This is a genomic window from Haloquadratum walsbyi J07HQW2, from assembly GCF_000415985.1.
GTDB lineage: Archaea > Halobacteriota > Halobacteria > Halobacteriales > Haloferacaceae > Haloquadratum > Haloquadratum walsbyi_B.
Window position 1 is genome coordinate 2,279,357 of sequence record NZ_KE356561.1, and the last position, 26,468, is coordinate 2,305,824.

The 26,468-nt window shown below is 48.4% G+C and carries 26 protein-coding genes and 2 pseudogenes; 14 read left to right on the forward strand and 14 right to left on the reverse strand.

Annotated elements, in window-relative coordinates; all coding sequences use genetic code 11:
• Window position 1: 1 nt before the first annotated feature.
• The 7 genes and pseudogenes from J07HQW2_RS10660 to J07HQW2_RS10695 all read right to left on the reverse strand — a co-directional run bounded on the left by J07HQW2_RS10660 (window position 2) and on the right by J07HQW2_RS10695 (window position 8,856).
• The gene (locus tag J07HQW2_RS10660; RefSeq protein ID WP_021055515.1) at window positions 2-2,557 is read right to left on the reverse strand and encodes a hydantoinase B/oxoprolinase family protein; all 2,556 of its coding nucleotides are present in this window, start codon (window positions 2,555-2,557) and stop codon (window positions 2-4) included.
• 145 nt (window positions 2,558-2,702) lie between these two features.
• Window positions 2,703-4,877, reverse strand: coding sequence for a hydantoinase/oxoprolinase family protein (locus J07HQW2_RS10665; protein WP_021055516.1), 2,175 nt, complete (start codon window positions 4,875-4,877; stop codon window positions 2,703-2,705).
• A 252-nt stretch (window positions 4,878-5,129) separates the two neighbouring features.
• Window positions 5,130-5,543, reverse strand: a complete 414-nt coding sequence (locus J07HQW2_RS10670; RefSeq protein WP_021055518.1) for a hypothetical protein — start codon at window positions 5,541-5,543, stop codon at window positions 5,130-5,132.
• A 2-nt stretch (window positions 5,544-5,545) separates the two neighbouring features.
• Window positions 5,546-6,199: a helix-turn-helix domain-containing protein gene (locus J07HQW2_RS10675; protein ID WP_303704082.1), complete on the reverse strand. Its 654-nt coding sequence runs from the start codon at window positions 6,197-6,199 to the stop codon at window positions 5,546-5,548.
• Window positions 6,200-6,621: 422 nt separating this feature from the next.
• Window positions 6,622-6,840 carry a hypothetical protein gene (locus J07HQW2_RS20040; RefSeq protein WP_021055521.1) on the reverse strand — a complete coding sequence of 73 codons (219 nt, stop codon included), beginning with the start codon at window positions 6,838-6,840 and terminating at the stop codon, window positions 6,622-6,624.
• Window positions 6,841-6,951: 111 nt separating this feature from the next.
• A pseudogene (locus J07HQW2_RS10690) lies at window positions 6,952-8,440 on the reverse strand (amino acid permease); the annotation flags it as partial.
• Entirely contained in the window at window positions 8,437-8,856 is a 420-nt protein-coding gene (locus J07HQW2_RS10695; RefSeq protein ID WP_021055524.1) for a universal stress protein, read from the reverse strand. The gene J07HQW2_RS10695 and the pseudogene J07HQW2_RS10690, both read right to left, overlap by 4 nt.
• Window positions 8,857-9,244: 388 nt before the next feature.
• Here J07HQW2_RS10695 and J07HQW2_RS10700 point away from each other — a divergent pair, with 388 nt between their 5' ends.
• The 7 genes from J07HQW2_RS10700 (at window position 9,245) to J07HQW2_RS10725 (ending at window position 17,203) form a co-directional block, all read left to right on the forward strand.
• Window positions 9,245-9,679 carry an MPN domain-containing protein gene (locus J07HQW2_RS10700; protein WP_021055525.1) on the forward strand — a complete coding sequence of 145 codons (435 nt, stop codon included), beginning with the start codon at window positions 9,245-9,247 and terminating at the stop codon, window positions 9,677-9,679.
• Window positions 9,680-10,208: 529 nt separating this feature from the next.
• A complete protein-coding gene (locus tag J07HQW2_RS10705; RefSeq protein ID WP_021055526.1) occupies window positions 10,209-11,765 on the forward strand; it encodes a high affinity choline transporter 1 in 1,557 nt (518 codons plus the stop codon).
• A gap of 124 nt (window positions 11,766-11,889) precedes the next feature.
• Window positions 11,890-12,939, forward strand: a complete 1,050-nt coding sequence (locus J07HQW2_RS10710; RefSeq protein WP_021055527.1) for an AbrB/MazE/SpoVT family DNA-binding domain-containing protein — start codon at window positions 11,890-11,892, stop codon at window positions 12,937-12,939.
• Between the two features lie 154 nt (window positions 12,940-13,093).
• Entirely contained in the window at window positions 13,094-14,200 is a 1,107-nt protein-coding gene (locus J07HQW2_RS10715) for an agmatinase family protein (protein ID WP_021055528.1), read from the forward strand.
• A gap of 421 nt (window positions 14,201-14,621) precedes the next feature.
• Window positions 14,622-14,942: a hypothetical protein gene (locus tag J07HQW2_RS18560; protein WP_303704083.1), complete on the forward strand. Its 321-nt coding sequence runs from the start codon at window positions 14,622-14,624 to the stop codon at window positions 14,940-14,942.
• Window positions 14,943-15,305: 363 nt separating this feature from the next.
• Window positions 15,306-15,494 (forward strand): hypothetical protein, encoded by a 189-nt coding sequence (locus tag J07HQW2_RS18565; protein WP_021055530.1) that lies wholly within the window; start codon window positions 15,306-15,308, stop codon window positions 15,492-15,494.
• A gap of 1,055 nt (window positions 15,495-16,549) precedes the next feature.
• Window positions 16,550-17,203 carry a DUF6498-containing protein gene (locus tag J07HQW2_RS10725; RefSeq protein ID WP_303704084.1) on the forward strand — a complete coding sequence of 218 codons (654 nt, stop codon included), beginning with the start codon at window positions 16,550-16,552 and terminating at the stop codon, window positions 17,201-17,203.
• A gap of 857 nt (window positions 17,204-18,060) precedes the next feature.
• Here the strand turns inward: J07HQW2_RS10725 and J07HQW2_RS10730 are convergent.
• Window positions 18,061-18,411, reverse strand: a complete 351-nt coding sequence (locus J07HQW2_RS10730; protein ID WP_048075250.1) for a hypothetical protein — start codon at window positions 18,409-18,411, stop codon at window positions 18,061-18,063.
• A 603-nt stretch (window positions 18,412-19,014) separates the two neighbouring features.
• Window positions 19,015-19,854 (reverse strand): annotated as a pseudogene (locus tag J07HQW2_RS10735) (DUF4397 domain-containing protein); the annotation flags it as partial.
• A 313-nt stretch (window positions 19,855-20,167) separates the two neighbouring features.
• Here J07HQW2_RS10735 and J07HQW2_RS10740 point away from each other — a divergent pair.
• Window positions 20,168-20,446 (forward strand): ArsR/SmtB family transcription factor, encoded by a 279-nt coding sequence (locus tag J07HQW2_RS10740; RefSeq protein ID WP_021055534.1) that lies wholly within the window; start codon window positions 20,168-20,170, stop codon window positions 20,444-20,446.
• 63 nt (window positions 20,447-20,509) lie between these two features.
• Window positions 20,510-20,782 (forward strand): DUF8036 family membrane protein, encoded by a 273-nt coding sequence (locus J07HQW2_RS10745; protein WP_303704086.1) that lies wholly within the window; start codon window positions 20,510-20,512, stop codon window positions 20,780-20,782.
• A 194-nt stretch (window positions 20,783-20,976) separates the two neighbouring features.
• On the opposite strand, the gene J07HQW2_RS18570 is transcribed toward J07HQW2_RS10745, so the two are convergent.
• Both J07HQW2_RS18570 and J07HQW2_RS10755 read right to left on the reverse strand, forming a co-directional pair.
• A complete protein-coding gene (locus tag J07HQW2_RS18570) occupies window positions 20,977-21,144 on the reverse strand; it encodes a hypothetical protein (RefSeq protein WP_303704087.1) in 168 nt (55 codons plus the stop codon).
• A 607-nt stretch (window positions 21,145-21,751) separates the two neighbouring features.
• Window positions 21,752-22,288, reverse strand: a complete 537-nt coding sequence (locus J07HQW2_RS10755) for a hypothetical protein (RefSeq protein WP_021055537.1) — start codon at window positions 22,286-22,288, stop codon at window positions 21,752-21,754.
• 807 nt (window positions 22,289-23,095) lie between these two features.
• Here J07HQW2_RS10755 and J07HQW2_RS10760 point away from each other — a divergent pair.
• Window positions 23,096-23,449 carry a DUF7113 family protein gene (locus tag J07HQW2_RS10760; RefSeq protein ID WP_021055539.1) on the forward strand — a complete coding sequence of 118 codons (354 nt, stop codon included), beginning with the start codon at window positions 23,096-23,098 and terminating at the stop codon, window positions 23,447-23,449.
• 306 nt (window positions 23,450-23,755) lie between these two features.
• Here the strand turns inward: J07HQW2_RS10760 and J07HQW2_RS10765 are convergent, their stop codons facing one another.
• Genes J07HQW2_RS10765 through J07HQW2_RS10770 form a run of 3 tightly spaced genes read right to left on the reverse strand, consistent with a single transcriptional unit; the run spans window position 23,756 to window position 24,379 of the window.
• On the reverse strand, window positions 23,756-23,956 hold the full coding sequence (locus J07HQW2_RS10765; protein WP_048075252.1) for a hypothetical protein: 201 nt from the start codon (window positions 23,954-23,956) through the stop codon (window positions 23,756-23,758).
• A complete protein-coding gene (locus J07HQW2_RS18575; RefSeq protein ID WP_303704089.1) occupies window positions 23,953-24,120 on the reverse strand; it encodes a hypothetical protein in 168 nt (55 codons plus the stop codon). Before J07HQW2_RS18575 ends, J07HQW2_RS10765 begins: the two co-directional genes overlap by 4 nt.
• On the reverse strand, window positions 24,104-24,379 hold the full coding sequence (locus J07HQW2_RS10770) for a hypothetical protein (protein ID WP_021055541.1): 276 nt from the start codon (window positions 24,377-24,379) through the stop codon (window positions 24,104-24,106). Before J07HQW2_RS10770 ends, J07HQW2_RS18575 begins: the two co-directional genes overlap by 17 nt.
• Before the next feature lie 187 nt (window positions 24,380-24,566).
• On the opposite strand from J07HQW2_RS10770, the gene J07HQW2_RS10775 reads away from it, so the two are divergent.
• The 4 genes from J07HQW2_RS10775 (at window position 24,567) to J07HQW2_RS10785 (ending at window position 26,158) form a co-directional block, all read left to right on the forward strand.
• On the forward strand, window positions 24,567-24,824 hold the full coding sequence (locus J07HQW2_RS10775) for an AbrB/MazE/SpoVT family DNA-binding domain-containing protein (RefSeq protein WP_021055542.1): 258 nt from the start codon (window positions 24,567-24,569) through the stop codon (window positions 24,822-24,824).
• Window positions 24,824-25,267, forward strand: a complete 444-nt coding sequence (locus J07HQW2_RS10780; RefSeq protein WP_021055543.1) for a type II toxin-antitoxin system VapC family toxin — start codon at window positions 24,824-24,826, stop codon at window positions 25,265-25,267. The genes J07HQW2_RS10775 and J07HQW2_RS10780 overlap by 1 nt, the downstream gene beginning before the upstream one ends.
• Before the next feature lie 85 nt (window positions 25,268-25,352).
• The gene (locus J07HQW2_RS18580; protein ID WP_303704091.1) at window positions 25,353-25,481 is read left to right on the forward strand and encodes a hypothetical protein; all 129 of its coding nucleotides are present in this window, start codon (window positions 25,353-25,355) and stop codon (window positions 25,479-25,481) included.
• Window positions 25,482-25,966: 485 nt separating this feature from the next.
• A complete protein-coding gene (locus tag J07HQW2_RS10785; RefSeq protein ID WP_021055546.1) occupies window positions 25,967-26,158 on the forward strand; it encodes a hypothetical protein in 192 nt (63 codons plus the stop codon).
• Window positions 26,159-26,468 lie beyond the last annotated feature (310 nt).

Here is a 26,468-nt window from a genome sequence, read left to right on the forward strand (position 1 = left end):
ATTAGTCATCATCCGTTGCTTGTGCTCTTGGTGCTTGGTCGAAGGATAAACTTGGACCCGAAAGATCCTGAATCGACCGTTCGCTGTTCCATGTGTATGGTACCTCTGGTTCATCATCTCGACCGACTCCAAGCCACGTTTCGTGACTTTTAGTTGGATTATTCCATTTCTTCTTCATACCAGTCTTGAACCGATTTTCAAGCGACTTCGCAGCATCCTCGCTTAGTGAGAAGCGGAAGTCATCTGATAGATCCCAGAAATTGCGGTAGAAGTCGGTGAACTGCTTACTCATCCGCATGCTACTCTCATATGTTTTCTTGACGTCCTCAATCAGATCCTCTTCTTGAATACGCACGCGCTCGTTTTCTAACCATTCGGAAACCGGCTTGGCTTTTTCTGCACGTTGCTTCATCCGCTTTGCGCGGAGCTTTTCAGTCGCTTCTTGATCGAGTTCCCACTCACCCTGCACAGCAGAGTTGTGTTTAGCTTCAGTGTCAACTTGATCGACAACGACGGCATATGCGTCCTCAGCGTGTCGAGGTAGGACGTACCCGTCGTGAATATCCTCAACGACCTTCTCTGGTTCTCGTTCTAGTGGATCACCTAGCCCTGAACCCCCGCGAAGGTAATTCAGGTACATATCATACTCATCGAATTCCTTTGGTGTGCTAATACCCTCAGGACGACGGGTAACATCAGCCTCGACCTTAGACTCAAAGTCACCGCTTTCTGGGTCTAGGTCAGACTGTGGGTAATCCTCTCCACTCTCAAATCGTTCTTTCAGATCGGTGTCTTTGGCGTTGAGGATGTAGCCTGAGGCGGCTGGATATCCACCAAAGAGACCACTATCGCTCGACATGTACCCATTACCCATTTCATAAAGCAGCCATCTACTCACGTCTTTGACTGTCCGCATTGACTCGAAGCCTGCGCCACCTGTCCGTCGACCTGCACCGCCGGTATTTGGTTTGACATTTCGTCCAAGGAACGGCAGCGGTTCGGTCATCTCCCAGACCTCGGCGTCACCGCTGTCGCCCTCTGGGTTCCAGATCGCTGCAGCGTGTGGTTCACCGTCCTCAACATAGCGAGCTCCGGTGCCCTCACAGGCAGCTTCGAAGGAATTCACCGCATGAAGCTTGCCAAACTGATCAATGCCACCGCCCTGAAGCCAGTTTGAGGTATTCGCGTTTCCGGAGTTGATCTCCTCGCGGAATCCACGGGAGAAGTATCCACGTGAGAGGTGTTGCCAGAGTGGCGCCCACGCAGATACGAGGAAATGCCACGCGTACGCGTGTGCAGTCTCCGTGTTCTGTGTATTTGCCCACGACCCTTCTGGGAGGTGGAAATCACAACTGTAGTACGCACCGTCATTGACTAACTTATTCGGAATCACCGTCTGAGTGAGCATTACCCAAATACCACCCTGGATAGCAGCAGGCGTACAGTTATATGGATGCCAACCCCACTTATTAGCTCCCTCGAAAGACACCTGGAAGGAGCCATCCTCACGAACATGCAACTCAGAGGGAGCGTGCATAAGATGATTCTCACTCGCATACGGTCGTGAGAGGTTATCTTGTCCCTCATAAAGTGCGTCGACAAACGATGCACCACGATAGGTACCCGGTAACATCGTCTTCTGGATCCGACTTCGGAAGCCCCGACGACCGTCCTCAATCGCCTCACGAGAGAGCTGTTTGAATTTCTCAATCCCATAGTCGTCGATAAGATCATTCACTGCGTTGCGAATCATCAAACAACCAGTCATCCGCGTCCGCTCATCAAGTTTCAGGAAATCCGGCGTTCTGGTTTTGTCTGGGAAGTCATTTTTCCAAGAATTGTATATTTCGAAATCTTCTCCAATTTTTCGAGCAGTGTAGTGAGCCCCATCACCGAATCGAGAAGCCTGAGATACATTCATACTTCCAGGACCAACCGCTCCTGTATCGATAACATGATTGACACCACCAGCCCAGGCAATTAGCTCGCCATCATGGAAAATTGGAATGAGGGTCGCAATATCACAGGGGTGGACGTTGCCCACATGCGTATCATTATTGACGAAAATATCGCCGGGCTCAATCCCAGGACTTTCCTCGTAATCATGATTGATCATATATTTGATTGCCTCACTCATCGTGTGGATATGCACGATGATTCCTGTCGATATTGCAATCGAGTCTCCTTCCGGTGTGAACAATCCATAACAGAGTTCGCCCTCCTGTTCAACAATCGGGGTTGCAGCGACCTCCTTTGAGGTTTCCCGTGCGTTGACGAGTTCGCCACGCAACTGTGCGAACATCTGCTCGTACTCGATTGGATTTTCATCCTTCAGCGAGAGCTTTTCGAACCCTGCGTAGTGATCTGTCTCATCGGTTTTCTCCTCAATATCTTCGAACTGTCCGCGAAGGCTCTGTCCGCCCCAGGCGATACCTTCACCGTTTTGCAGCTTTGTTCGGACTTTTCGCTGTTCCTCCTGCATGAGTGGAAAGCTCTCTTCGCTTTGACCGTGCTGTTCTTCTGCTGATCCGTCTGATGCGTGTTCTTCTGAACTCATATGTCGTCTGATATTTTCATCTGTTTACAGCCAGATGAAGGCTGGTGTAGTGCACCTACCTCACTCTGGGTGGATTTTTGCCTCATGACCCTCTAGTGTGATAGATGCATATCTACACGAAATATCTGCAATATGAGACTGCCGATTACTCCTCAGGCATGAGGTGGTGAACGCGGTGCTTATCTAGGGATGTCTTGTAATTCGGCGGAACCACATATGTCGTTGCCTCACCTTCAAGAACTGCAGGACCACTGAGTTCGTTACCTGGGTTGAGGGCATGAAGATCATACACATCTGTTTTGTCCCACTCACCGTCCCAGTATGCCTCGCGTGACCCCTTGATTGCGTCAGCAGGTGGCTCAGCGCCCATTACTTCTTCTGTCGGAATCTCTGGTTTGACGACATCACGAACACCGCGGACAGATGCCTGTGTGATCGTATGTCCGAGCTCTGGGGACCGTGCTTCTTCGGAGTACTGCCGTCGGTAACCCTCTTCGAATGTATCTATCAATTCGGCTAATTTCTCGGGGCTATCAACGCGAGAAACAGGTGACCGAATATCGATGCTGTTGAGCTGCCCTTGATACTGCCCGAGGATGTTGTATTGGAACTCAACTTCATCCATTCCAATGTCACTTTTGTCGAACTCATTTTTGACCTTCGCCTCGAGATCCTTCCAGACTTGCGTCAACTCTGCTCCGGCAGTAGTGGCTGCAGTATCCATGGATAGATCAGCATCAATATCGATGCTCGTGGTCTGATCGTATCGATATTCATAATCGGCTGCACCACAGCCAAACGCAGAGAACCCAGCAGCCCACTCTGGGATGAGTACCTCATCGAAATTCAGATTCTGTGTATATCCGGCTGTGTGGACCGGTCCACCTCCACCATAAGAGAGACACTTGAAGTTCGATGGGGCGTACCCCTCACCAGTCACGACAGCTTCAAGATCGTTCTGTAATTTGTTTTCGAGGATCTTGATAACCCCCTCTGCCGCCTCGTATACACCCATATCTAATTTATCTGCGACTTGTTCTTTGATAGCTTCTTCAGCCACCTCACGACTGATTGGCATGTCGCCACCAAGGAAATTCTCTGGGTCAATCCAACCTAATGCAACGTGACAGTCGGTCACAGTTACCGTCTCAACATCGGTCTCAGTCGCACAGACGCCGACTTTGTCTCCAGCACTCTCTGGACCGAGTTCGATCTTATCGAATGTTGGGTTTACTCGAACGTAACTGCCGGTTCCTGACCCGACACTGTCCATGTTGACCATTGGTAATGACAACAGAAGTCGAGCCATCTCTGGACTATAATCGATTTTCCAGTCATTGTCAATGATGATCCCCATATCGAAGCTGGTTCCACCAATATCGGTACAGACGAGATTATCATAGCCGAGTTCCCTCCCGAAGTAGTTCGCCCCAATCATGCCACCAATCGGGCCGGAGATCAGTGTCCGTGCAAGCTCATTCGCGTATATATCGATTGTTCCACCGTGACTCGCCATGACTCGGACGCCGACCTCACCACCATGGTCATCAACTGACTGCTGTACTCTCGTCAGTTGTTGCCGTGAGGGCTCTGCAGCAAATGCCTCCGCAACAAGCGTATTCAGTCGTGGAAGTTCCTTCAGGGTAGGATAGTACTCACTCGACAACATGACTGTCGTATCCGCATCATGTTCCTCAATGACCTCTTCGGCGACTTCTTTCGCTCGTTGCTCATGTCTATCCTCTTGATATGAGTGAAGAAACATAACCGCGATTTCGTCGACGCCCTGGTCAAGAAGGTCGGCAACACCCTCTCTGATGTCGTTTTCATACTGATCGAGAGGGATCAATTCATTCCCTTTGACATCGATCCGCTCTCGAACACCTCTGATTCGTTTCCGTGGAATAAGCGGTTCTGGGTGCTTGTGCGTATTCACGTGCAGACGATCTGAGTATGAAAACCCAGTATATGACTGCCGCCCACGCCCCATTCTGAGCGTGTCTTCCATCCCAGCGGTGGTGAGAATACCAACATCGACTTCACTTTCGCGCTCAACCAGCCGATTGAGCATTGCCGTTCCTGAATACACCGTTGAGACAAGATTTGGAAAAGCATCGTCCACATCGAGCTCCCATGAACCGAGTGCATCTTTAGATGATTTGATGAATCCTCGGGATTCATCCTCAGGAGTAGTCTTTGCCTTCCCAACTGTAAATTTGCCATTCTCATCCATCAGAAACGTATCGGTCAATGTTCCTCCAGCGTCAATTGACAATGTTTCTGCTTTGTGCTCTGAAGAATCATTACCTGAGGTTGCCATTGTGACGAATTACCCTGTTAAATGATTAGTGATTACTCCTAAATCGAAAAAATCTCGATGATATATGTTCTTCTTTAAATAATGACTATATATCATCAAAATGATATCATTTATTCTTGGATATAAGGACTGATACCCACTGACTATTTTTCCCTTGCAATGATCAAAGCAGTGACTAGGCGAAGATATGGTACTTGAAAAATGTCGACTAATGTCTTGTCAATCGCAGTATGATCGAAATAACGAATTAACTCAAGCATTAGACGGATGTATCTCATACTCTAACCCTTCTAGGGTCATGATCTGTTCACCGAAAATAAGATGCCCCGAGAGTTGTTGATGGAGTAATAACGACTGCATCAATTCATCAACGTGGACTTTACCGGCGCTCGTCCGATCGAGGATGCCAATACAGATTCGATCAGCGTCGACTTCTATCGCAAACTCGGTCAGGTTTGCAGCGGTATCCTCCTCTGGAAGTGTGTCTACCGTATATCTGACATCGCGATCAATCTCAGTGATTATCTCTTCTATAGGGGGATCAAGATGTGGAACAGACGGTAATTGTAGTAGATGGACATCCTCATCCGCGGCAACAACCGACTCAAAAACCTCATTGATGAACTGTTGAGACTTGGTTGAATTAATAATAAAGATAGTTGTCATGATTATGATCCGAAAAGTAATGTACAGAAGCTGTGTTCAGCCCTACGCAGACGCTCACTTAGGGTCGATCGGCTGATACCGAGTTCTTCTGCGATTTCTTTTGCATTTACCCTTTGTGGAACTTTAAAATACCCCATCTGATAGGCGGTTTCTAGAACAATTAATTGTTTTTTTGATAACTTCCCAGACATAGTTTGTCTGATCTTGTTTCCGCCGAGGGGAAATCCAATTTTGCCCGTTTGTGTTGTTCCAATTAACTTAATCTCACCGAAATTCTCTTCGATAGCTCCAGCAACTGTTTTAAGATGACTCCAGTCATACATTGATGCGATCAATTCTATGTGTGAACGTTTGCCGACGATTCTGTGAGGAATTGTCTCGTTTGTCGTTAATGACATGAGGACTGGCGCCTCCGAACTCTCAGTCAGCACACTGAGATGGTAGGTGTGAGACTCGGTTTCTGTTTGCGCCATATCGATAATTTTGAAATTTGACAACTGGCTCGAGAAAGTCTCCTCAGAAACGTCTGAATCGCACTGCACCGTCAAAGAAAGTATAACATCATTATCCGCCACGGGCAGTGCATTGTTGAGTTCAACGTTCGCAACCTCATCGCTGATAGCAAACATTGTTGATGAAACCCCTGCAAGGGGCATTTCAAGTTTAATCCTGAGCATCACTGGGGTCGATTATAATTTTGGATTTGGACTGCCTATGCGATCTTGTGTATCCCCGTAGTGGTTTTTACTGAGAGTATATTGAGTGTTTTTCTCAATACAGTCAATTTGATCTGAACAGTACAATGGAGAATATGTGCTTATTTAACTCTTTTAGACAAGTGCTTCAGTGAGCTTCTTGATTAGATGTGGTGGCATTGAGTTATAAACGACAGGGCGCGCCAGGTGCACATCACCGTCAGCGAGGATGAGTTTCCAATCCCCCAGTATATGCGTCAGTGATCCCATATCGACCCGAGTGTGCATCAGTAGAGTTGTTCCTGATATCGCCGACGACCGTCGAACGATTTGATGAGGCTGGATCAGGAGCAAACCTGAGGTCGTATTCAGTGAGTTCAACATCATGATGATCTTGAACCTTCCCCGGCTAGTCGGGCTTGATAGATACTGTCATCAGTCGAATAGAGAATTTTGGTGTATTCGTCGAATCGAACGTCGCCATCAATCCGACCCCGAAGTGTCATTACAAACCCACGGTATTCAGGGAAATTCGGTTGTTCGGTGTCTATTGTTGTCACTGTTGTTGTCCATCTATCTGAACCCGAATCGCTCTGTGCCATATGTCAACTACCTGGCTTGGATACGGAAGGACCAGAGATCATAGAGCCACGGGATCTCAATAACTTGGAGAAGACCGACTTCTTGAGACGACTAGCACACCGCCCATCTTTATTGAGTAGTGTCACCTCAGAGTCGTATTCAGACTGGAGTAACTTCGCAATATGAGCTGATAGCTCAGAATCCGGACCACCGGCTGTGGGAATGAAGATGCGGAGGGGTCGAACCCGCGGTCACGGAAGATCAAGAAATCACAGGGAATCGTTTCGATCTGTTCGTCTATGATCGATTCAGTCCATCCCGGTGAGCCGTGTGAATCCGGGTCCCACCCCCATCACGACAAGACCAGCCGTGTGTGCGAGCAGCATCAAAGATAGCCTCATAGGATTTATGTAACAGGATCGCATGTGTCTTCATACCGGCGCTAAACATTTTAGCGTCCTTACGAGCGTTGTCGAGTAGTCGCTTTGAGGTCTCGTCCATCTTATCGGATCGATCGGCAGCAGCCGAAAGCGCCGTTTGGTCAGGAACAGTGGCAATGTGCGTAGCGACCACTGTTCCGTTGCGCTGTTTGGCGATAGCGCTGGCGAGTATAATGAGATCTTTTTCATTTTCAGGATTAGCTAACGGCACCATCACGCGGTACTGTCCACCATCTGGTTGAACACTGGTAACCGCATTGACGGCTGCATCAGGCATTACTTCGGAATGTGAGGTGATATATTTTGATAGAATTCCCCGTTTCTCGGTCCGAGAGCGGGCATACAATACATACCAGACAATCGCTGCGGTAGCAATACCAAACGAGAGCAGCAAGGCATCTCCGGCGATAAACACCAACAATGCAAATGAAAAAACGATACCAAGGATTGGTACCAGTGGATACAGCGGCACGGTGAACGCGGGTTTGTATTCTTTGGGGTTCACATATCGCATCACGATGAGTGCGAGATTCAACAATCCATAGATGATGAGATGTATACCCGATGCAGCACCCGAAAGTAGCGTCAGATCACCGATGATAATGAATAAGAGAATGAGCCCACCAGTGATGCCAATCGCTCTGTAGGGCGTCCCGAGGAACGTGAACACTGCAAGGATAACGACCAGCAGGGTGACGATTACATTCTGGAGTCAACCGGTTTCCTTTGCATCAACGTAGTTGATGAGGATAAAGAAGGCTCCACCAGCAAGTGCAATGAGTTGCACGATAGTTATTGACACCGGCGCAACACCGACACTACCACTAAGACCGAAGATCCGGGCAATATAGCGTCCAAACCCGATCATATAGAACGCGCTGGCGAAAGCTAGACCGAACCAGTTAGCCCACCCCGCGACAGAGCCGAACACGGGACCAAGCGCGTGATTGACGTAGTAGTACGCCCCACCCAAGCGGGGCATCGCTGTCCCAAGTTCGCTTACCGACAGCGCGGTAAACATAGCAATAACACCGCCGAGGATGAACGTGACTGACGCCATTGAACCGGCTTTGAGGATCGCCTCTCCCGGAAGGACGAAAATACCCGCACCGATCATCGTCCCGATATCGATAGTTAGAGCCGCCAGTAATCCAAGGTTTTTCGCGAGGTCCTCACTCATGTCTTCTCGCCACGGGGGAGAGCGATGATTGGACGATCAGCCTTGGTAACCAGTTTTGTCGAGACATCAGCGGAAAGAAACTGCATGAGACGACTCCCGCCGCGGGATCGATAGGCAATGGCACTTGCGCCGACCTCATCAGCCACTTTGGATATCTCCGCTGCGACATCCTGCCCATAGACGGTGTGGTCTTCGGCGTCCGGAAACACTGACTGGATGGCGGCACATGATTCTTCAGCTTGTTCGACTGATGTCTTATCCGGCGCGCCACCGCTTTTCTCGACAACATGAATTGTCGTCACATGATTTGGCTTGTACGGTTCAAGAGCTCTCGCCGTTTTTAATGCGTCATCTTCGTTCGCAACCGGTAGAAGCACGTGCGTGGGCATGGTTCTACCGTCAGACTCACTACTCATATCTGTCAGTCCACCTATTTTTTGTTAATAGTATGTGCACAGCTGAATGCACTCACCGCGTATTATGGGATGTAGTTTCGAAAAGAGAGTTACTTTCTTGAGCCGCCAGATGAATCTCAGTTTTTAGTCCTCTCGCGCCAAACAGTTACTAACCTAGCGATTGGTGGTTTTCGAAATTTTCAGTTTTTATAATGAATTATACTTGCAACTTCTCTGATCGAGAGGTCTTCGTTGAATCTTACCCAGTAGTTCAATTACTCTCAGGCTTAGTAATGGAGCCTTGATAGAGGTCTCATTGCTCTATCCATAACCGATGATCTTGATATGGGGTATATCAGCAGGCATATCAAGTCAAAACACCTGTATCATACCAAATATAAATACAGATATGATTCTGTGGTCAGCACAGGCAATTCGCATCTCACCGATACTCCGTGATGCGGTTGAAAATCACATCGCAACTAATCATCCTGAAGAAGCCGGTGGGTTTCTTGACTGCGATCGACAGGGTAGCCATCTTCGCGCAACCAGCCACGTTCCATTCGAGAATGAGGCTGCGAAACCGAAACGATTCTTCAAGACTGTCGTTGATGACCGGGCTCCGCCTCCGCCGCGTGTCTTCTATCACTCACATACTACAGCCAAATCTGTTGCCGGGCTTAGCAGCGTTGACAAGCGCTCAATTCCAGAGCGATTTGCAGTTGTCATTTTCGCCCCACGATCGAACGCACTCAGTTACCGCGGGTTCAGACGCGGAGTGATCAACTGGCATGAGCTTCGGGTCGAAGCAGATGAATCAGGTTCACAGTTGGCTCGTCTTTGAGACCTAGTGTCAGGTTATGGGTGACAGGCTATTTTATGAGCGTGCTGGTGGACTCGTGAGAGAATAATCGTGTTTTTCATACACAACAGCCACGCCGCGTCTGACAAAAAAGCGCTCTCAGGGTGAGCGCTGATGAGAGTGGCTTCTGACATCCTAAGAGACAACCAAACTTGATCTGATCAACGTGTTTGAAATGAACGGTATTTTTTTGAGTTTGAATTTCTATCTCCTCTCTGCACTTTCTCACTCACTCGAAGATATAATATCTCGTGGTGAGACCGCTGTAATGTCTGCTCTATCTTACAAATCATCAAAGTGTATTAATTGTATATATGTACTGGTATAGATGGGTTTAGTGTATGTACACACTCATACCACTAGAGTAAATATACAAACATAGGATGAAACTTTTAATCAATGGTTGAATCTACACTTTTGTCGACTACATGAATACAAAAGGTCGCCGTTCAGTAGAAGGAGCAGACAAATGCGCACTAAGTACCAGTGAGTTGAATCATGGAGAATCCAGATGAGTATCATTCTTTACGGGATAATCGGCATCATCGTAACGATGCTGATGGTCGGGTTCTACGTTGCACGAAGAGTAAAAGGCGACAGCATGAATTACATAGTCGCCGGTCGGGGACTGATACTCCCGCTTGCGGCGGCAACACTAATGGCGCAGTCGTTAGACTCAAATGCTACATTAGGGAATACTGATCTTGTTGCTTCTTTCGGATTTTGGGCTGGTGCGGCTCTCCCACTTGGGCTTGCGACGTGTTTGTTCTTGACCGGTCTGTTTTTCGCGAAACCAATGAATCGTATGAATCTAACCACATTGCCGGACTTTTATCGACGAAAATACGGACGCACGGCAGAGGTTCTCGCCAGTCTTATTATGTCGTTTGCTTATGCTTTCCTTTTGGCTGGAAACCTCGTCGCTGGTGGGTTCCTGTTTGAGATTTTCGTCGGCACGAGCTTTGAACTCGGTGTTGGGATTATCGCCGTCTTGGTGGTGACATACACTGTTGCTGGAGGATTGTTCTCAGTTGCATACACTGACTTATTACAGGCTGCTGTAGCACTGATTGGCTCAGTCGGTTTAATTGTATTTATTGGCACACAATATGGATTCACCATCCCGTCAGGAATGGGTCCAACGAACATTGGTCAATTGACCGATCCAAGTCAGGGTGCGTATATTAATCTGGCAACTATTGTCGCCCTTGGATTAGGAGATATTGTTGCCATTGACTTCATGGAACGTGTATTCGCGGCTGATAGCCCGGAGACTGCGCGCAAGGCATGCTTCATTGGTGCGGCTGGGACCCTGATTATCGGGGTGCCGTTCTCGATTGTCGCACTGTCTGCCAACCCAATTCTCACCTCTCTCGGGGTAGATGTTGGGAACCAGGCTGTTTTGTACTCACTATTGCAGAACGCAGTACCACCGTGGCTAGCTGCACTTGTTATCGCAGGGATCCTTGCAGCCTCATTTTCAACGAGCGATGGTGCAATCCTCGGCACATCGGCGGTTATCGCACGAAATATCGGAAACATCCGCGTTGATGAGAGCACACCCACTGTCACTGATGGTGGATCGGCTAGCGGGGGTCTACTTGAAACGAAAAGTGACAAACTTCTTACCGTCACCCGGCTGATGACTGTACCAATCACATTACTGGGAATATTCCTCGCAATCCGTGTTTCAGCGACGGGGATGCTGCTCGTGTTAGCGTTTGATATCATGTTAGCAGGAGCGTTTGTTCCACTAGTGTTGGGTCTTTACTGGTCGGAGATGGCGACTACGCCGGCGGCATTAGCCTCGATGGTTAGCGGTTCGCTTGCTCGAGTTATTTTATTTGTTTTGGTGCCGACGACGTATGCGTATCAAAACACGTTGTTATACATTGAAAACGATATTTTCACATCGTCATTCGATGGACTACCAACATTCATCGCAGCCGGTGTGAGTTTCGTCGTTTTCGTGGCTGTCGCTTACATGACGAAAGACAGCTATGGGGTTCGAAATCTTGATACCGACGGCCGGCGCACAATCGTCGCTGGCGGTGAAGACGAAGATTAATACGAAAACGTTTGGTTTTTTCGTAGAATCCTGCTGTAGCGAACATCAAGAAGCTTATACAGTAAAAGGTACGTATATTTTTTATCTATATGCATTTAGATACGCAATTTTCAGGTCGTACTCGATGAAAGGGGAATATCCACAAACCCGTCGGAAAGCCCAGCAGCTGGGATCTTCAACACTTGCGGTGACCGTGCCTGCCGAGTGGGCTCATCATCACGATATCACAAAAGGTGATCAACTTATCCTTCAGCGAGATGAAAACAGTAGCTCATTGCTCGTTACCCCGGAAGAGCCAGCACTAACTGAGACCAAGACGACAATCGCCGCCGAGACGATGAGTGCAGATGCACTTTCACGGGCGGTCGTCACCCAGTATATTCTTGGGCGTGGATTTATTCGGATTGAAGCTGGTGACACGCTTTCATCGGCGCAATACGATGCTGTCCTTGACGCCCAGCGCCGGCTTATGGGGCTTGGTATCGTCGAAGAGTCAGCCACTCACATCACCATCCGATGTTCTGTCGACCCGGGTGATTTTGATTTACCAACTCTGTTTGGTCGGCTTGGGCGGACAGAGGCAACGATTAGATCAAGCGCCGTCGAAGCGCTGCTGGCAGCTGATTCTGACGCCGCCCAGCAGGTACGAGACCGAAGCCTCCAAATTGAAAAGCTATTTTCGCTATTCCTCCGACTCGTGTTCACTACGTACCGGAATCCACAATTGAACCAGATGGTTGGTGTCGGATCGGGATTCCCGCTAATTGGGTATCGATCAGCAGCTCAAGACATCGCACTAATGGCTGGTATTGCCGACAGGATAGCTGTGATCGCGGCTGAGGATCTGGTCGAACCGCTACCTACTAGGGTCGCTAACGGTGTTGAGTCAGTACACGACGCCCTTGGGGCTGCTGCTGAGTCTGTCAGGGAAGCTGTCGTCGACCCAGAGTACAGTCGCGTTATATCAGCACACGAACGGCTTCACACATTCCGCGAGTGCTCGGAAGCAGCAATCGAGCAGTTAGAAGATGACCGTCCTGACCCGTTACTCGCTCTTCATCGGTGTCATATACTCTTTGAGCGAAGCGCGCGACACACAGAGGATACGCTCGATGTGGCGACACATCTTGCATTTCGTGAAAGCCCAGATGTAGTAACTCAGAGCAATCCTTAAAATATATTAACATGAATAAATTGTTGGAACGGGCATCTACTCAACCGATGAACTGGCATTTCATGCAAGAAACGTTTTAGTATTACCTGAAACTTCAAATTATTACGCACTAATCGAAATGATTACTCTCTGTTAGTGCGCAATTAATTAAATTATGACAGACAAAAGATCTGGAGAGGACATCTACGGCGAGCAACATAAAGAATCAAATGAACCAATCTTCAGTGGCATCCCGACATTTCTCAAACTCCCACAAGTGGACCGAGATCAATTGGCTGCCGAAGACGTTGACATCGGTATTATCGGTGCGCCTTTAGATACAGCGACCACCATCCGACCCGGAACTCGTTACGGTCCCCGTGCGGTGCGGGCAGCATCGACGGTCCCGTCCCCACCGTATGAGCACTTCAACATTGAGACCGGTGTTGATCCGTTCGATACATTCAGTGTTGCAGATACCGGTGATGCAGCCGTCTCACCAGGTGAGACACGCCAGAGCCAGCTAAATATTGAGGATGCAGTCGCTGAGGTAAGCGAGCAGGCGACGCCAATCGTCATCGGTGGCGACCACTCTATCTCACATCCTGATATTAAGGGCTGGGCAGAGGCTAACGGTTATGACGATATCGGTCTCGTTCACTTCGACTGCCACGCGGACACTGGCGAAAATGGTCTAACCGGGTTCGACTACGACCATGGTGCGTGGGTAAAGCGAGTCTACGACGAGGGGATAATGGATGGTGAAAACTACACGCTGATTGGTCCTCGTGGTTTCTGGCCTGGTCCTGATACTTATGAGGGGATGCGTAAAGCGGACATGAAATGGTACACTTCGATGCAGGTAGGGAACATGGATCTTGACGAGATTGTTACAGATGCTGTCCAACGAGCGACTGATGGCACCGACGCTGTCTGGGTCTCATTTGATGTTGATGTTATGGATCCTGCGTACGCGCCCGGCACTGGCGAGCCAGAACCTGGAGGACTCCTTCCTCGAGAAGCAATTTATATGATCCGTGAGGTTGTCAAAGCACTTGACCCCGAAGACTTCGGGTTTGATGTTGTCGAAGTCTCACCAGCTTACGACACCAGCGACACCAACTCATATAACGGTGGAGTTACCAGTGGACTTGCCAACCGTCTGATCATTGAAGTAATGGGTAGTATGGCTCTCGCAAAACAAGGATTAATTGAGGGCTCACCAATTACGCCGAAGGAATCACCTGGTCCGAGTAAACCGCCTCAAACTGCTGACGACTGATACATCACGCATCACCTCCTGTTCGACCGCGGACCAATACCGACAACCGTATTTGCTATCGGTTTAGATATATCAAATTATCGCGTGCTGCGAAAGACGATTGAGCGGCAGAGCTGTCCGATTATCAGTCCACAGAGCATTTCAACGGTGAGAATTTGTCGAGATACTTGTGTTCTGTAAGATGTGTAATTAATGTAAGTATGACGCTCAGAGAGCTTTGAAATCTTCTCTGAACCCTTCGGTGGCAAAGTTTGGTATTGAGACCCTAACGATCATCATAATCTCGAAGTAACTCGTATTGTGGCTTCTGATAGTCACTTCTATACTCGATCTAATAAGGAACTACACTCACCGAGTACGACGCTTCGGTGTCCATCCACCGCTGACGGCATAATTATTTTTTATGAAACATGTTATCAATATGAACAAATGGCGATCTATCCCGGTTGCCATCGCTGGGACCGTCATCATGATCGCTGCCGGGCACGCAATCTTTGCTGGGGTGTTGATCGGGACCGACGTGGCATCATATACTCCGGACGGAGTGACCGTGTCGGATCTGTCGTGCGAGGATGCGCTGGAGGGGGCTGATACTGCTGGCTATATATTCTCGCGTGTTTGGTCGAGTGGATTCCACACAGCAGGGACCGACACTCTTGACACTGAACTCGGTTCGGAGTATAAACTGTTCAGATTTATCCGATCACTCGGCAACAACGCGAGTATGGGCAACATTCTATAATAAAGAGGAGATCACCGTTGTGACGTTCTTTTCGGACATCCCTGGCGACGCTAGCATTGACGACTTCCCGATGAGTGGTTCGCTGACTGCTTCACCCTACTCTTTGAAATCGACGAGACAACCGCTGCGGCTTACGTTGCAGAACTCAAAACAACGGTCCGAACGGGCGACCCCGCTGAACTCGGTGCGAGTGCACCGAGTGTCACGATCAACGAACCGGTCGCGTTCCGACCCGCGCAACGGCGATCAATGCAACGTCCACGCCTGGGTCAGGTTTATACGAGCGTGTGTATCATGCCGGCGACGACCGACTTGGGAGCGTTGAGTTCGCGCTTTCTCGTGCGACTGTGATACATGAGGTTGATGGGTACGCTTACACTGTTCACGTTGGCTAACCACAATGGTGTAGCAGTCGATGCGCAGACGCGTGCGCTCCGGTCATTTGAGGAACATACCGTCCGTGCTGTTTTCGAAGAGATATTCGAAGCAATGTGGATCCCACCAAAGATAGCCAATTATATTCAACTTAGATATCAGGGGAGCATGTGGTGAGAAGTCCTCTTCACCTGTTTTATTATGACATTTAGCTGTTTTACTGACTGCTTACCGGACCTCGGCATGACCAATTTACACTAATTAATGAGAATCACAGGGTGTATTATGATTTATTCTCTCGTACAATTACTACTAGTTATTTATGAACATACAAACAATCCAATGATCATAAACTATATTCACGGAGATCCCTACTTCGCGTAAGAATATCTTGCGATAGTTTATATATACAAAATATAATAAAGCCATTCCTCCCTGTAAGCTATTGATGATCCGTACTCCCCGGTCAGAAGTTATTGGTTACTGGTAGATCCCCTGCGTAAATGCCGGAAAAAAAGACAGATCCGTATCAATATTATATGGATATTGTAATAATATGTATCGTAGGGTACTCTCGGAGTTATCCGAGAGAACTTTGGATGAGTCAGGCTTGGATAATCTCGGGAATGCCCTGCGGCGTGCGTTACATATCACAGATATGTAATATACAGTCACGACTCTCTCTGACGTACAATCTCTCACCGACTGGAACGCTTACCGTTAGTTGAGACTGTGATCAGATATTTTACGTGCACAATCAAGCTAAGTCAGATGTATAGACACAGCATCTGAACGTTTGGCAGATGATCGAATAACAGCGAGCAGGCATGTCACATTAGACACCACATTTTTGAGTTGTATTCTGCGACAGTGACAGTGCAAAAGAGCAAGACGTTGGAGACATCGTGCCCTTGGAGACGAACGTCCACTAGCTAACGGTATGCGAAGAGACTCTTATATAATCCATCGTATAACCCGTGAGCGAATGGTGTGTTGGTCCTGTCATTACCCACAGGTCACGGAATTACTCCGTGAAGTCGCCAACAGGATCGGCGGGCACATTCTTGTTTACTTTTAATTTCTAAATATCACTATCAGTTGAGCGCAATTACCAATCATGAAGCGAATAAGTAGCTGTCGGGCAAATGCATGCATAAATGAGAAGACCCAGCCTCAGTTGGGCTGTTGAGACGGTTCCCGAAACACTCAGCAAGTTTTCTCGCGAGTTCGTTATGGGGGTTGTCCTGAACCTTGCACTCATCATCGGAGTGATTGTGTTCGAGTGGAATCTCGCCGATATTGCCGTCATGTACCTCATTGAAATAGGAGTGGTCTATCTCTTATTTTGTTCTGCCGCGTTGTTTGCACCGCAGCCAGTGGATGATCTCGATGGAGAGGCGTGGAATACGGAGCCCACTGCACTGCAGCCAATTTCTCTACTCCCGCCGGTGTACTGGCGGAATATCACATTTATCGGGCAAAAGAGTATCTTCACGATGTGCGTCGCAGCAGTTGTGACACCTGTGCTTTCCAACTACGATCTGGACCCGGGAATTCCCTTATCAGTTATTTGTGCAGTTGTCAGTATCATTATTTTTCAGCTGATGCGTGTTTGGCAGCACTTTATAGCCAATCAATCGTATCAAGAGAAATCGCCGGCGGACGCACTGACATTTGCATTCGCGCCAGTCACTGAATTGATCTTGATATTGCTCTATGTGATTGCCCCTATCACTGTCGTATTAGCGGGGACCGCAATAGCTCTAAATATCGATATTAGCTCACGACTTGTGTTATTGATATATTTAATCCCAATAGGGATGATTAGGGCGTGGATAGGAAGCTTAGACCCGGAGACAGACGATCTTGAAATTAATTTTAACTGATGCGTAGATAATAACTTGATGTCAGGTGCACTCAGGATCAATGGAAATCAACGATAGTTGCTGCTACTATCATTGGCAAGGAAAGACGACGAGAATATGAACTCGGGGTACAGGTGACCGATCGATTTAGCCGATTAGTCGTTTTTCGTCAGTAAAAAATAGAATGGTGCTTTTCCGGAAATGATGGTGTGGTGATCAATAATATTATTCACTCGGAGTATAGGACGCAACTAAAACTCGGTTCAGTATACGCCACCACGGTGGGTAGGATATCCGAAATCTTTGGCGTATATGATATCCTTACTACTCTATTCATACAGCCATGCAGTGAAGATTGGTCAATCGAATCGTACACCCCACCTCACTGTTTCTAATAAAATCAACGACGAAAGTTACCCAGACTATCTGATTATACTCCTCAATATCCACAACTGCGACAACAACCACGTTTTGTCTACCATACGGCACATATCAAACGATGTGAATATACACTGTTTTGATGATGTTAGACCACTCTTTAGCCAGGTGGATCTCTCTTGTGGCGTTATACTGGAAACGGTGTGGAATCTAACACCGCCCATGCCAATAGACCGACCGGCAGCCCGATTACTAGCCATAGAGAGACGATCACCGCCGAATAGGGAATATTCCGAGGATAAATCGAGGGCGGGGGTAACCTAGCATGAATGGCTAGACTACCAGCTTCCGCTGTAGACTGGCGAGTGGTAACCTGGGATACCCATGTGTGGATATATTCTCTGTGGGCGAGACAAGTTCCGCGAATAGCGCTTTCCTGCGGTGATGAGTGCGGTAAGAAACGCCTCACAAAGCTAAATAACGAGCAGTAGGACGACGCTTCATTCAAACGCAACCACGACCAGCGGCGTGAGATTCCCGGCGATGACTACTAACGGTCCAACAGCTTGTCTCGGTATTGTCAGACCCAGTTGAGAGTCGATTTTATCCTTTGGAGGGTCGGAAGAGGGGAAAGGGATTGCAACGCTGATCGACGTTTCAACAGATACACTGTTGCCGGCACCACAGCCAGGATCCACACTACCGCCCCTAGAAGGCATAGCCACAGAAAGCGAGACCACCCAATTTGGGCGCGTAACTGTCTGGCGTCCCAAGCAATCACCACTGGCACCAACGACCCAGGATTCGATGAAGAGCCCACTCCAGACGCCAAGTGGTATTTCTGTCGCCATCAGAAGAGTAGTAATCCACCCTATAACTCCAAGACCGATCAACAGCTGAGGAGTTGAAGACCCAGATACAGATACAGATACCAGACTCAGACTCAGACTCAGACTCAGACTCACTCATCCTGTCGTATGGTCGTTATTGGAATTTGAGTAACAACAATCCGAAAATGTAGCTCATACGCTTCGACAAGTCGATGCTTCCATGGAAACTGCCTAGGAGCGTTCACAGCTGTTTTGAGAGTATACCGAGAGTAAGTACATCACCCTCTCTGGTAAAGAGCGTTCCCTTGTCGCTGTCGGGCATATATTAGCTCATATTTTATTGCGTGATAACAGCAATGTCACAGTAGCTGACTCTGAAACGTAGTCGGGTGACTATCTTGGAGGATAACCCATGTCCAGGTAACGATATGATGCCTTCGACAGCTCTCTGCAATAACATAGGTCTCACTAAAGCGAATATATGAACACTCTATACACAAAAATAGGGTACACCGCCATTTGAAACATTACTCTAAGAATCTAATCGCCTACAGTCCCAAACGATAAGTAAACGTTCGGCGATAGACGCACTATCTAACCGTTTGTCGATGTTATTTAATTCATCCCACTGGTATCCTGTGAGACGATGAGATCGAATTCAGGAGCTCCCATCCCACCGGATTCGAGATACCCTGCAGCGAAAGCTGTGTACACCTGTCCACCAGCCAGACTCACATCGAACTCTCCAACTATGTCACCATCATTGCTCTCTGTATCGCCACGAACCTCGAGCGTATAGTCACCCGCCGGAACTTCAGCGCTGCCAGACTCACTGTAGGAAACGCCATCAAAGAGTGCATCACCACTAGACGCGACAGTGATGTCAACAGCCGGCGCATCAGGGGACACATGCACTGCTCGGACACGAGCAGTGTCGCTCCCAGGGCTTGCATTATTATCTTCAAGAATAAGTGGTTCAAACGATTTCTCAGCCATATCGCCGACTTCTCCAATTGCGGCGATTGTATAATTCGTCTCTGCCTCGAGTGTGACTGCCCCAGAAAAGACTGAGCTATCAGGGTCACCAGCGGCAGTAATTTCAAGTTCACGTTCGCCAGCAGGGACTTCTAAGTAGTCGCTCACTACGTTGAAAGCTACATCTTCAAGAGCCACTGAGCCGTCAACATACACATCAACGTTTGGTGCATCCGGTGACATGTGTGCCACGCGGACATTGGCATTCTCTGCAGGCTCCTCAGTTGGTTCCTCAGTCGACGTTTCTGTTGGCTCTTCAGTTGGTGTTTCTGTTGGTTCCTCTGTTGACGTATCCGTTGGCTCCTCGGTCGCTGTGGCGGTATCGCCGCCTCCACCATTACCGCTACAGCCGGCAAGTCCGACCGCAGCTCCAGTACCGAGACCAAGCAGTATACGCCGTCGAGTCATATCAGAATCGTCTGAATTCATCTGCAAATGGCTATGTGCGTTTCATAATTAACGACTTTCGTGATTTAGACTCAATTCTCTTGTAATTCTGCCGAAAATGTATCTATTGAGGTCTCTCAACCAGCTTAGGCGAAAGCTCTTTGAATCCGGTTCGTTCATATATTTTACGATGAAGAATCGGCTTGCGAACAACAACCAAAATGGCAATTATCCTAGACAAAAAGAGGTTATGACTGCTCTTCCTCAGGATGCATCAAGCGAGTAACACCAGGAAATACTGTGAAAATCAGTGTATCGGTGGACTCTTATTTAACCACAGAAAAGCCAAATCCGCATGGAAACAGTCCTCTGGCAAGCCCTCGCTGGCACGCGTGGAGGACCCAACCGGGCGCGAATCCTGCGCACACTGGATGACCGCCCCCGGAACGCCAACCAACTGGCGGATGATCTCGGACTGGCATATAATACTGTTCGTCACCATCTCGATGTGCTGGAGCAGAATGACATTATCACTAGTGGTGAAAAGAGCTACGGGACAGTCTACTTACCGAGTGACCGAGCGCGATCCAATTGGGATACCGTGGAGACGATCATCTCACAAGTGGAAGAATGATACCCATCATAACTACTCTCCCACCGTAATTACACATGGGGGAACACAGATCCGATGAGTCTCATGCTTGACACAGCACGCGTCGCTGCGGCTGTAAACACTGCATTTCTTGTCGGTCTTATTATCATGTGGGCGCGGACATACCGTGAGATTCGTGCTCCCCTAACGCTTGGCTCTATTATTTTTGCCACACTACTACTTGCAGAAAATATCGTTGCAGTTTATTTTTATTTCACTGCACCCGTAATGCCGAGACTTGCCGTCCAGTTCATGATGATTCTTCAATTATTGGAGACAATTGCCATTGCCGTCCTCACGTATGTCACTTGGCAGTAGTGCTCATCATATAGTCACTTTCGAGTGTTCACTCATCGCTCGTGGCGAGTCACTTACCAACTTCCTCGGCGCTCGTCGTTCGTCCCTCTCGGAAACCGAAACAGATCTATGATACTGCTGGTCTCACCGTCCTCGAACGACGGTAGTTACGATATGGTTACATCGATCAGTCGGATAATATCTTGTGCAATCGGTCAGTAGCACCAGGTGGTGACATATCCAAACCTATCAGTGATCGTGGCGTTTTTGACCGTTAAGATATGCCACGGTGACGCCCAACTTCGCTCTGGTGCGCCGCCCTCTGCCCACGCGTCTGGCATCAGTTCGATTGCGTTGGTACGCTCGGTCGTCTTGATGCCCACTATCATGTACTCCTCACCGTAGAGGGGGATGCTGGTGCTCGCTCAGGACGATATACGGTCGACTACCGTTCTGAAAGGTGCTGGATTCCAAATCATATAACTCCCGAGTATATGACTGTATAAGAAACTCTACTCTGAGCTATCAGCAATGGCACGTCACTTATTATGATCCTCGGTTCCCTCTCGCTCCGCGACTGTATTGATCGACGATACCAATCCAGATACGTGCCGACACGGTCCTCATCATCTATAGCCCAGTAAGGCTCAGCGTTATGGACCAGTTGTCGCTCTTTGAGTCGCTGAGGCGTCTTGCCGACCAACCTATAGGTCACACTCGCTACTTTGTGGACCTTTTTATGAGTAACCCCCTGCTCTGAACGCTTGGAGAGCAATGCGAGGACCCTGTGCGTGTTTGACCACTCTTGAAGTGTCCAATCGAACTCCTCGTCATCATTTGATTCCTGATATTCTTTGGGCTCGATCGGCACTGTATGTCATAACTCATCATCAGTTGTCGATAAGCATGGCGTCGGAACTAATCGACGTGTAATCTGTCGTCCTACCATCGTGGTAGAGTTACCGCCACTGTAGCGATGATGTTTAAATACTATCCATAATTAATCACTATCAAAATATGCTCTAATGAATCGTGGGACGACGATAGTTTGGCGTCTGGTAGCCGAACGCAGCGAGTCCGATAATTATTCAGATTTACTAGATCCCATTCGGTTGTGGTGTTAATTTCTCCATCTTCCTCTCGCTGAGTTATTCCATCTTTTAGCTGAGTAATCTCTTCTTCGTGCCGTGTTATCTCTGATTCGAGCCGAGATATTCTGTCCCCTTCATCGGCTACCTGTAGAGAAGTCCTGCTCTCCTCTTGTTGTAGCTCAGTCTCTATTTCAGATATCCTCTTTTCTATACCCGTCTTAGTATCACTATCTTCGACTCTATACTTTTCATCTTCAAGTTCCTGGATTTGTGACTGACACTCTGTTTGAGTTCTGCTGAGTCGACTTTTGAATGAGTCAATTTGCCTACGATAACCGCTTATCCTAGTCCGCAATTGCTCAATTTCAGCCTCCCTATCTTCAATCTCATCTTGCCGGCGGTCTATCCCGTATCGTAATTCCTCAATTTCTTCCACGATCTCCTCATCTCTTGAGAGTCTCTTCCCTGAACATGCCCGCCAACTTCCATCTTCTTTCCTTAACTGGAGTTCACCCGTGACAGCTCTTGATGCCGTACCTATTTCGAATATAGAAATTATGTTGACAACTGCTGTTTACTCAGTTTGAGACACGACACTTATCTTGCTTATTTCGAATCTACGGGTCCCCACTCAGCTACACTTTCCGAAGAGAAAGCCTCACGTTCGCTATGAGTCAACTGTGGTACTCTTTAGTGAATTCTTTGCGATTACGTGACTCTTCATGACTCTGTGTACACCCCGCTAACCCTATTCCAACAATTCCACACGCCGAAAGGAACTTTCTCCGATTCGCTTGGGTTTGAGACTGGTGCGCCATACTGACCTATCAAATAGTGGTATTATAATTCCGTGTGTACAGCAAACCATAGTATACCTGAAATCACTGGGAACGATCTATTCACAGACTCAGTGTCTTCTATGGCGGCTTTTGTGACCCTCAGATTGGGTATTAAGTAAGTAATTGGCTTTATGATCACGATAGTCATCAACTATATTCAGATCGTACACTTCGAGATGAGTCTCTAGGCGCTAACTGATAGATCTAAAGTCGGACTCGACAGACTCGGACGTAACAATTTCTGAGTCGATAGTCTTGAGATGATCAAAGATGTTCGTTCTTTCAGAAGCAGGTTGAATCCAGGGGTAATACACAGACAGAGTCCAACCAAAGTAGGCTATATGTATCTTTTATATCTCGAATGAATAAGACGAGTTTATTCTGCTAGGGTGGCAACCGATTGTATGCTTCTTATCACTGGGCTGGCAGGCGGGACGGGAACGACGGGGACGCTTTATGAACCGGGTGAGACTGCGCCATCGTATATGGGGGCGCCCAGATCCGAAGCCCCGTACACATGGATTTGTGATACGTTCTACCAAGTAGACTCTGGCGGTCAGCAACTAGACACAGACGATGGGGAGATTCGCGTCGCATTTGATAGACCAACGGTCCAAGGCTTCGAACAGCGCGATGAAGCTATCTCCGCGGCAAAGACACACATCCACACCCAGTTTTCACGGATAGGGATCCACGCCGAACCCGACTTTTATTTGAATCCACCTGACGAAACCGATCACGTCTCGATCAACCCCTAAGTGCCTCTCAGGATCTCAGGTACTCGTCGTTTGAATGGGTTTTTTGTAGGCACAGAGAGCTCAGTGGCCATAGGACAGAGAGAGCGAAAAGAGCCTGAGGCGGGATCTGAACCCGCGCTCTCGTCCTTACCAAGGTCTTTTTTAAATTGACCGCTTCACGCCCACCACTGCTGGTTATCGACTTGACGCATTCCTTCTCATCCCGGGATGACTACATAGGTATACAAATAACCAGCGGGTACAACATCGGGAGTCACAGGAGTACGGTCCAGAAAACATCGCACAGATTCAAACCGGCTACCTTTGTTACATGCTCACAATCGAGTCGCTGGCGGGGAACGGCTCCAGTATAGAAACAGGCACCAGATAGTTGTAGTGACCGTACTTCGACTTCATTCGATCCCTATCGAGAATCGTCTCTTTCGTTGCCGCGCCAAAGAGCGTCAGCTTAGCACCCTCTAATTGCGCGGGAACGTAGTAATCAGAATTAACGCGTCCTTCTTTCACCGGTAAAAATTCGGCTTCTTCTGACTTGTCTTTATTTCAACCGTCCGTTCAGCTCCCTCGATCGAGACGTCAAAATCAACACCATCATCTGTCCATCCAACGATCTCGGTATTTAGTTTCGGATCAGCACAGATGGCAAACGCCATCTCAACCCATAAGTCCAATCACATGTCGATCCTCGGGGTTCACACCCCAGGTGCTCGACTTATTATCCCAGTCATCGTATTCTTCGAACGACTGGTTCCGCTCTCTCGCCATCTCACCGACCAGCCGGACATATCGAGGCGGTATTTCAACGCTGACAGTCACTCGTGAACTCGTCAATTCGCCCTTCTCGGTCGATAAGCCGATTCGAATTTGAGAACGGCAGTTGATGACTGTAGTGAACTCTCGCTCATACCCCTGTGGTCCATCGTTGTTCATCGGGCTCACTGCGCCCACATAACTACTTAGTTGGGCTGGCGATTCGTGCCGGGATCAAGGAGAAATAGCTAGATATCTTATATCGTCACCTCAAATATGATCAAACAAGTCTTCCACAACTAAGAGTGGCAGTTCGAATCGCCAATTAGCCGCCCAATTTATTCCACTCGGAGTGAAACAACTACGTATGTCAAGTGACTCAGACCCACGCGTGGAGGCGGAATCCACGATCAACGACAGTTATGGAACGACGATCCCAGCACCGATTCGACACGCACTTGATGACACGCTTGAGCCGGGAGATACCGTTCGGTGGATTATCTCAGATGGAGAACTTTCGCTTGAGATCGTCCACGAAGAATACGGTGCGTTTGAGGACGTCGAACCGTTCGACGGGCCGGCGTGGGAGAGCGACACTGCAGCTGAGAGTGCTTGGAGCGAGTGATGCAGGTAGTCTGTATTGATTCAAATATTGTTCTCGCCGCGCGAAATGCGAATGCGAAACGTCACGACGACGCTACGGCGATATTCAACGCGATCGATACCGGGGAGCTGCCCCGTGCGCGACTGATAAACTACGTTGTCCCCGAAATTCTCCATCCACTCCAGAAACGCATTAGCAAAGCGGCTGCATTCGAAACTCTTGATCGTCTGCAATCGAGTCGCGGGTTCGAACTTGTCTACGTCTCGAAAACCGTTCACCTATACGGCGAACAGTTGTTCAGAACCTATGAGGCGTTATCAGGGTCGGAATGGGTCGATTCGATCCTCACTGCGTACATGCATAGTGAAGACATCGGATACATCTATTCGTTTGACGACGACTTCGACGTGTCTGATGATGTGACCCGACTCACGACCGCAATAAACCCATTCAAGCCAGATTGAGAGCTTTCAGCTGAGTTGGTTTCCCAACTCCACAGAGAAGTTTGACAACCAAATTCTTATTCTCCCAGTCATGTCATCAGAGCATATGAGCACAGAGTCTGACACCAATCAAGATCCCCCAGTTGGGATAACCATCACGCTCAATTACGACGACGAGTGGCGGGTGGCAAGCGATGAAGAGACAGATGTCACGAGTCAAGGAAAACCTCGATAAAGCACTCAAAGGATACTACGGAGAAAGCGAGTCTCCGAGCAATTCGGAACTTCGAGACATAGGTATTGATCCAGAACAGAATAGCTCTGGAGCGGCTCTCAGAGCTCGAAGATCAAGGGACTCTGGATGGGCTCGAAGAGCTGCGAGGCTGACAGAAATTTAGGAGGTTGAACCTGTTCAGAACCTCGCTGTCTGAGGGGTGTCCGCTGCGTTCTACCAGGTCTGGACACTCCGCCATTTACATCTCAGATAGAATGACCCCTGTCCCGGTGTGCCGGGAGGGCGCATAAGATATTTAATCTAATGACATGACGATTTGGTATCGTGTGTCTGTATGATATTGAGCGTTGAGGAACGCTGTTTCTCGATCTTTGCGAACGGACGAAAGGTACCCACACCGGGAGAATCAAGCTTAAGAGCTTGTGCCTGGCAAAAACGGAGAGTTGCGTACCGCGATCGGTAGGCAAGTAGGCTGAGAGAATTCCATGTCAACAAAAATAGAGCCCGATACGGTCGAGCATCTGGAAGGTGAAACAATCAATCGGTATGTGCTGCCAGAGGACGGGGAGACAGCGTTCTGGGTTGACACCTCCGCCAATTCTTGCTCTGTGACATGGGAAGCCTCAGACGAGTTCGAGGTCGAAGGCTATGTGGACTTCTTGTCAGGTCTTGACTGATCCGGAACTACGCTGGATTGCTTAGCCTCGTTTGATGAGAGAAATAAGCGACTCGGGACAGATGGCATTGAAACTGTACAGGATCAGCCGGATTACCCATCGGAATGTGCCTATCTAAGGGCTGAAGCCGAGGATCTCGACATGGAGTGAATTGAGAATGATCATACGAATGTGCTTGTGCTCAGCTCCAGTCCGTATAATGAGCGACTGTTCCACGAGATTTTCGACAACATGAGGCAAGTGCATACTGAGCCTGACTTTGATATTCCGTGTTCCAAGGGATTTGAACAACTAAAGAGAGTTGTCTCCC

Coding starts and splice junctions, on each gene's coding strand:
- J07HQW2_RS10660 (WP_021055515.1), bottom strand. CDS start 2,557: ATGAGTTCAGAAGAACACGCATCAGACGGATCAGCAGAAGAACAGCAC.
- J07HQW2_RS10665 (WP_021055516.1), bottom strand. CDS start 4,877: ATGGCAACCTCAGGTAATGATTCTTCAGAGCACAAAGCAGAAACATTG.
- J07HQW2_RS10670 (WP_021055518.1), bottom strand. CDS start 5,543: ATGACAACTATCTTTATTATTAATTCAACCAAGTCTCAACAGTTCATC.
- J07HQW2_RS10675 (WP_303704082.1), bottom strand. CDS start 6,199: ATGCCCCTTGCAGGGGTTTCATCAACAATGTTTGCTATCAGCGATGAG.
- J07HQW2_RS20040 (WP_021055521.1), bottom strand. CDS start 6,840: ATGGCACAGAGCGATTCGGGTTCAGATAGATGGACAACAACAGTGACA.
- J07HQW2_RS10695 (WP_021055524.1), bottom strand. CDS start 8,856: ATGAGTAGTGAGTCTGACGGTAGAACCATGCCCACGCACGTGCTTCTA.
- J07HQW2_RS10700 (WP_021055525.1), top strand. CDS start 9,245: ATGATTCTGTGGTCAGCACAGGCAATTCGCATCTCACCGATACTCCGT.
- J07HQW2_RS10705 (WP_021055526.1), top strand. CDS start 10,209: ATGAGTATCATTCTTTACGGGATAATCGGCATCATCGTAACGATGCTG.
- J07HQW2_RS10710 (WP_021055527.1), top strand. CDS start 11,890: ATGAAAGGGGAATATCCACAAACCCGTCGGAAAGCCCAGCAGCTGGGA.
- J07HQW2_RS10715 (WP_021055528.1), top strand. CDS start 13,094: ATGACAGACAAAAGATCTGGAGAGGACATCTACGGCGAGCAACATAAA.
- J07HQW2_RS18560 (WP_303704083.1), top strand. CDS start 14,622: ATGAACAAATGGCGATCTATCCCGGTTGCCATCGCTGGGACCGTCATC.
- J07HQW2_RS18565 (WP_021055530.1), top strand. CDS start 15,306: ATGGGTACGCTTACACTGTTCACGTTGGCTAACCACAATGGTGTAGCA.
- J07HQW2_RS10725 (WP_303704084.1), top strand. CDS start 16,550: ATGGGGGTTGTCCTGAACCTTGCACTCATCATCGGAGTGATTGTGTTC.
- J07HQW2_RS10730 (WP_048075250.1), bottom strand. CDS start 18,411: ATGGCGACAGAAATACCACTTGGCGTCTGGAGTGGGCTCTTCATCGAA.
- J07HQW2_RS10740 (WP_021055534.1), top strand. CDS start 20,168: ATGGAAACAGTCCTCTGGCAAGCCCTCGCTGGCACGCGTGGAGGACCC.
- J07HQW2_RS10745 (WP_303704086.1), top strand. CDS start 20,510: ATGCTTGACACAGCACGCGTCGCTGCGGCTGTAAACACTGCATTTCTT.
- J07HQW2_RS10760 (WP_021055539.1), top strand. CDS start 23,096: ATGCTTCTTATCACTGGGCTGGCAGGCGGGACGGGAACGACGGGGACG.
- J07HQW2_RS10770 (WP_021055541.1), bottom strand. CDS start 24,379: ATGAACAACGATGGACCACAGGGGTATGAGCGAGAGTTCACTACAGTC.
- J07HQW2_RS10775 (WP_021055542.1), top strand. CDS start 24,567: ATGTCAAGTGACTCAGACCCACGCGTGGAGGCGGAATCCACGATCAAC.
- J07HQW2_RS10780 (WP_021055543.1), top strand. CDS start 24,824: ATGCAGGTAGTCTGTATTGATTCAAATATTGTTCTCGCCGCGCGAAAT.
- J07HQW2_RS18580 (WP_303704091.1), top strand. CDS start 25,353: ATGAGCACAGAGTCTGACACCAATCAAGATCCCCCAGTTGGGATAACC.
- J07HQW2_RS10785 (WP_021055546.1), top strand. CDS start 25,967: ATGTCAACAAAAATAGAGCCCGATACGGTCGAGCATCTGGAAGGTGAA.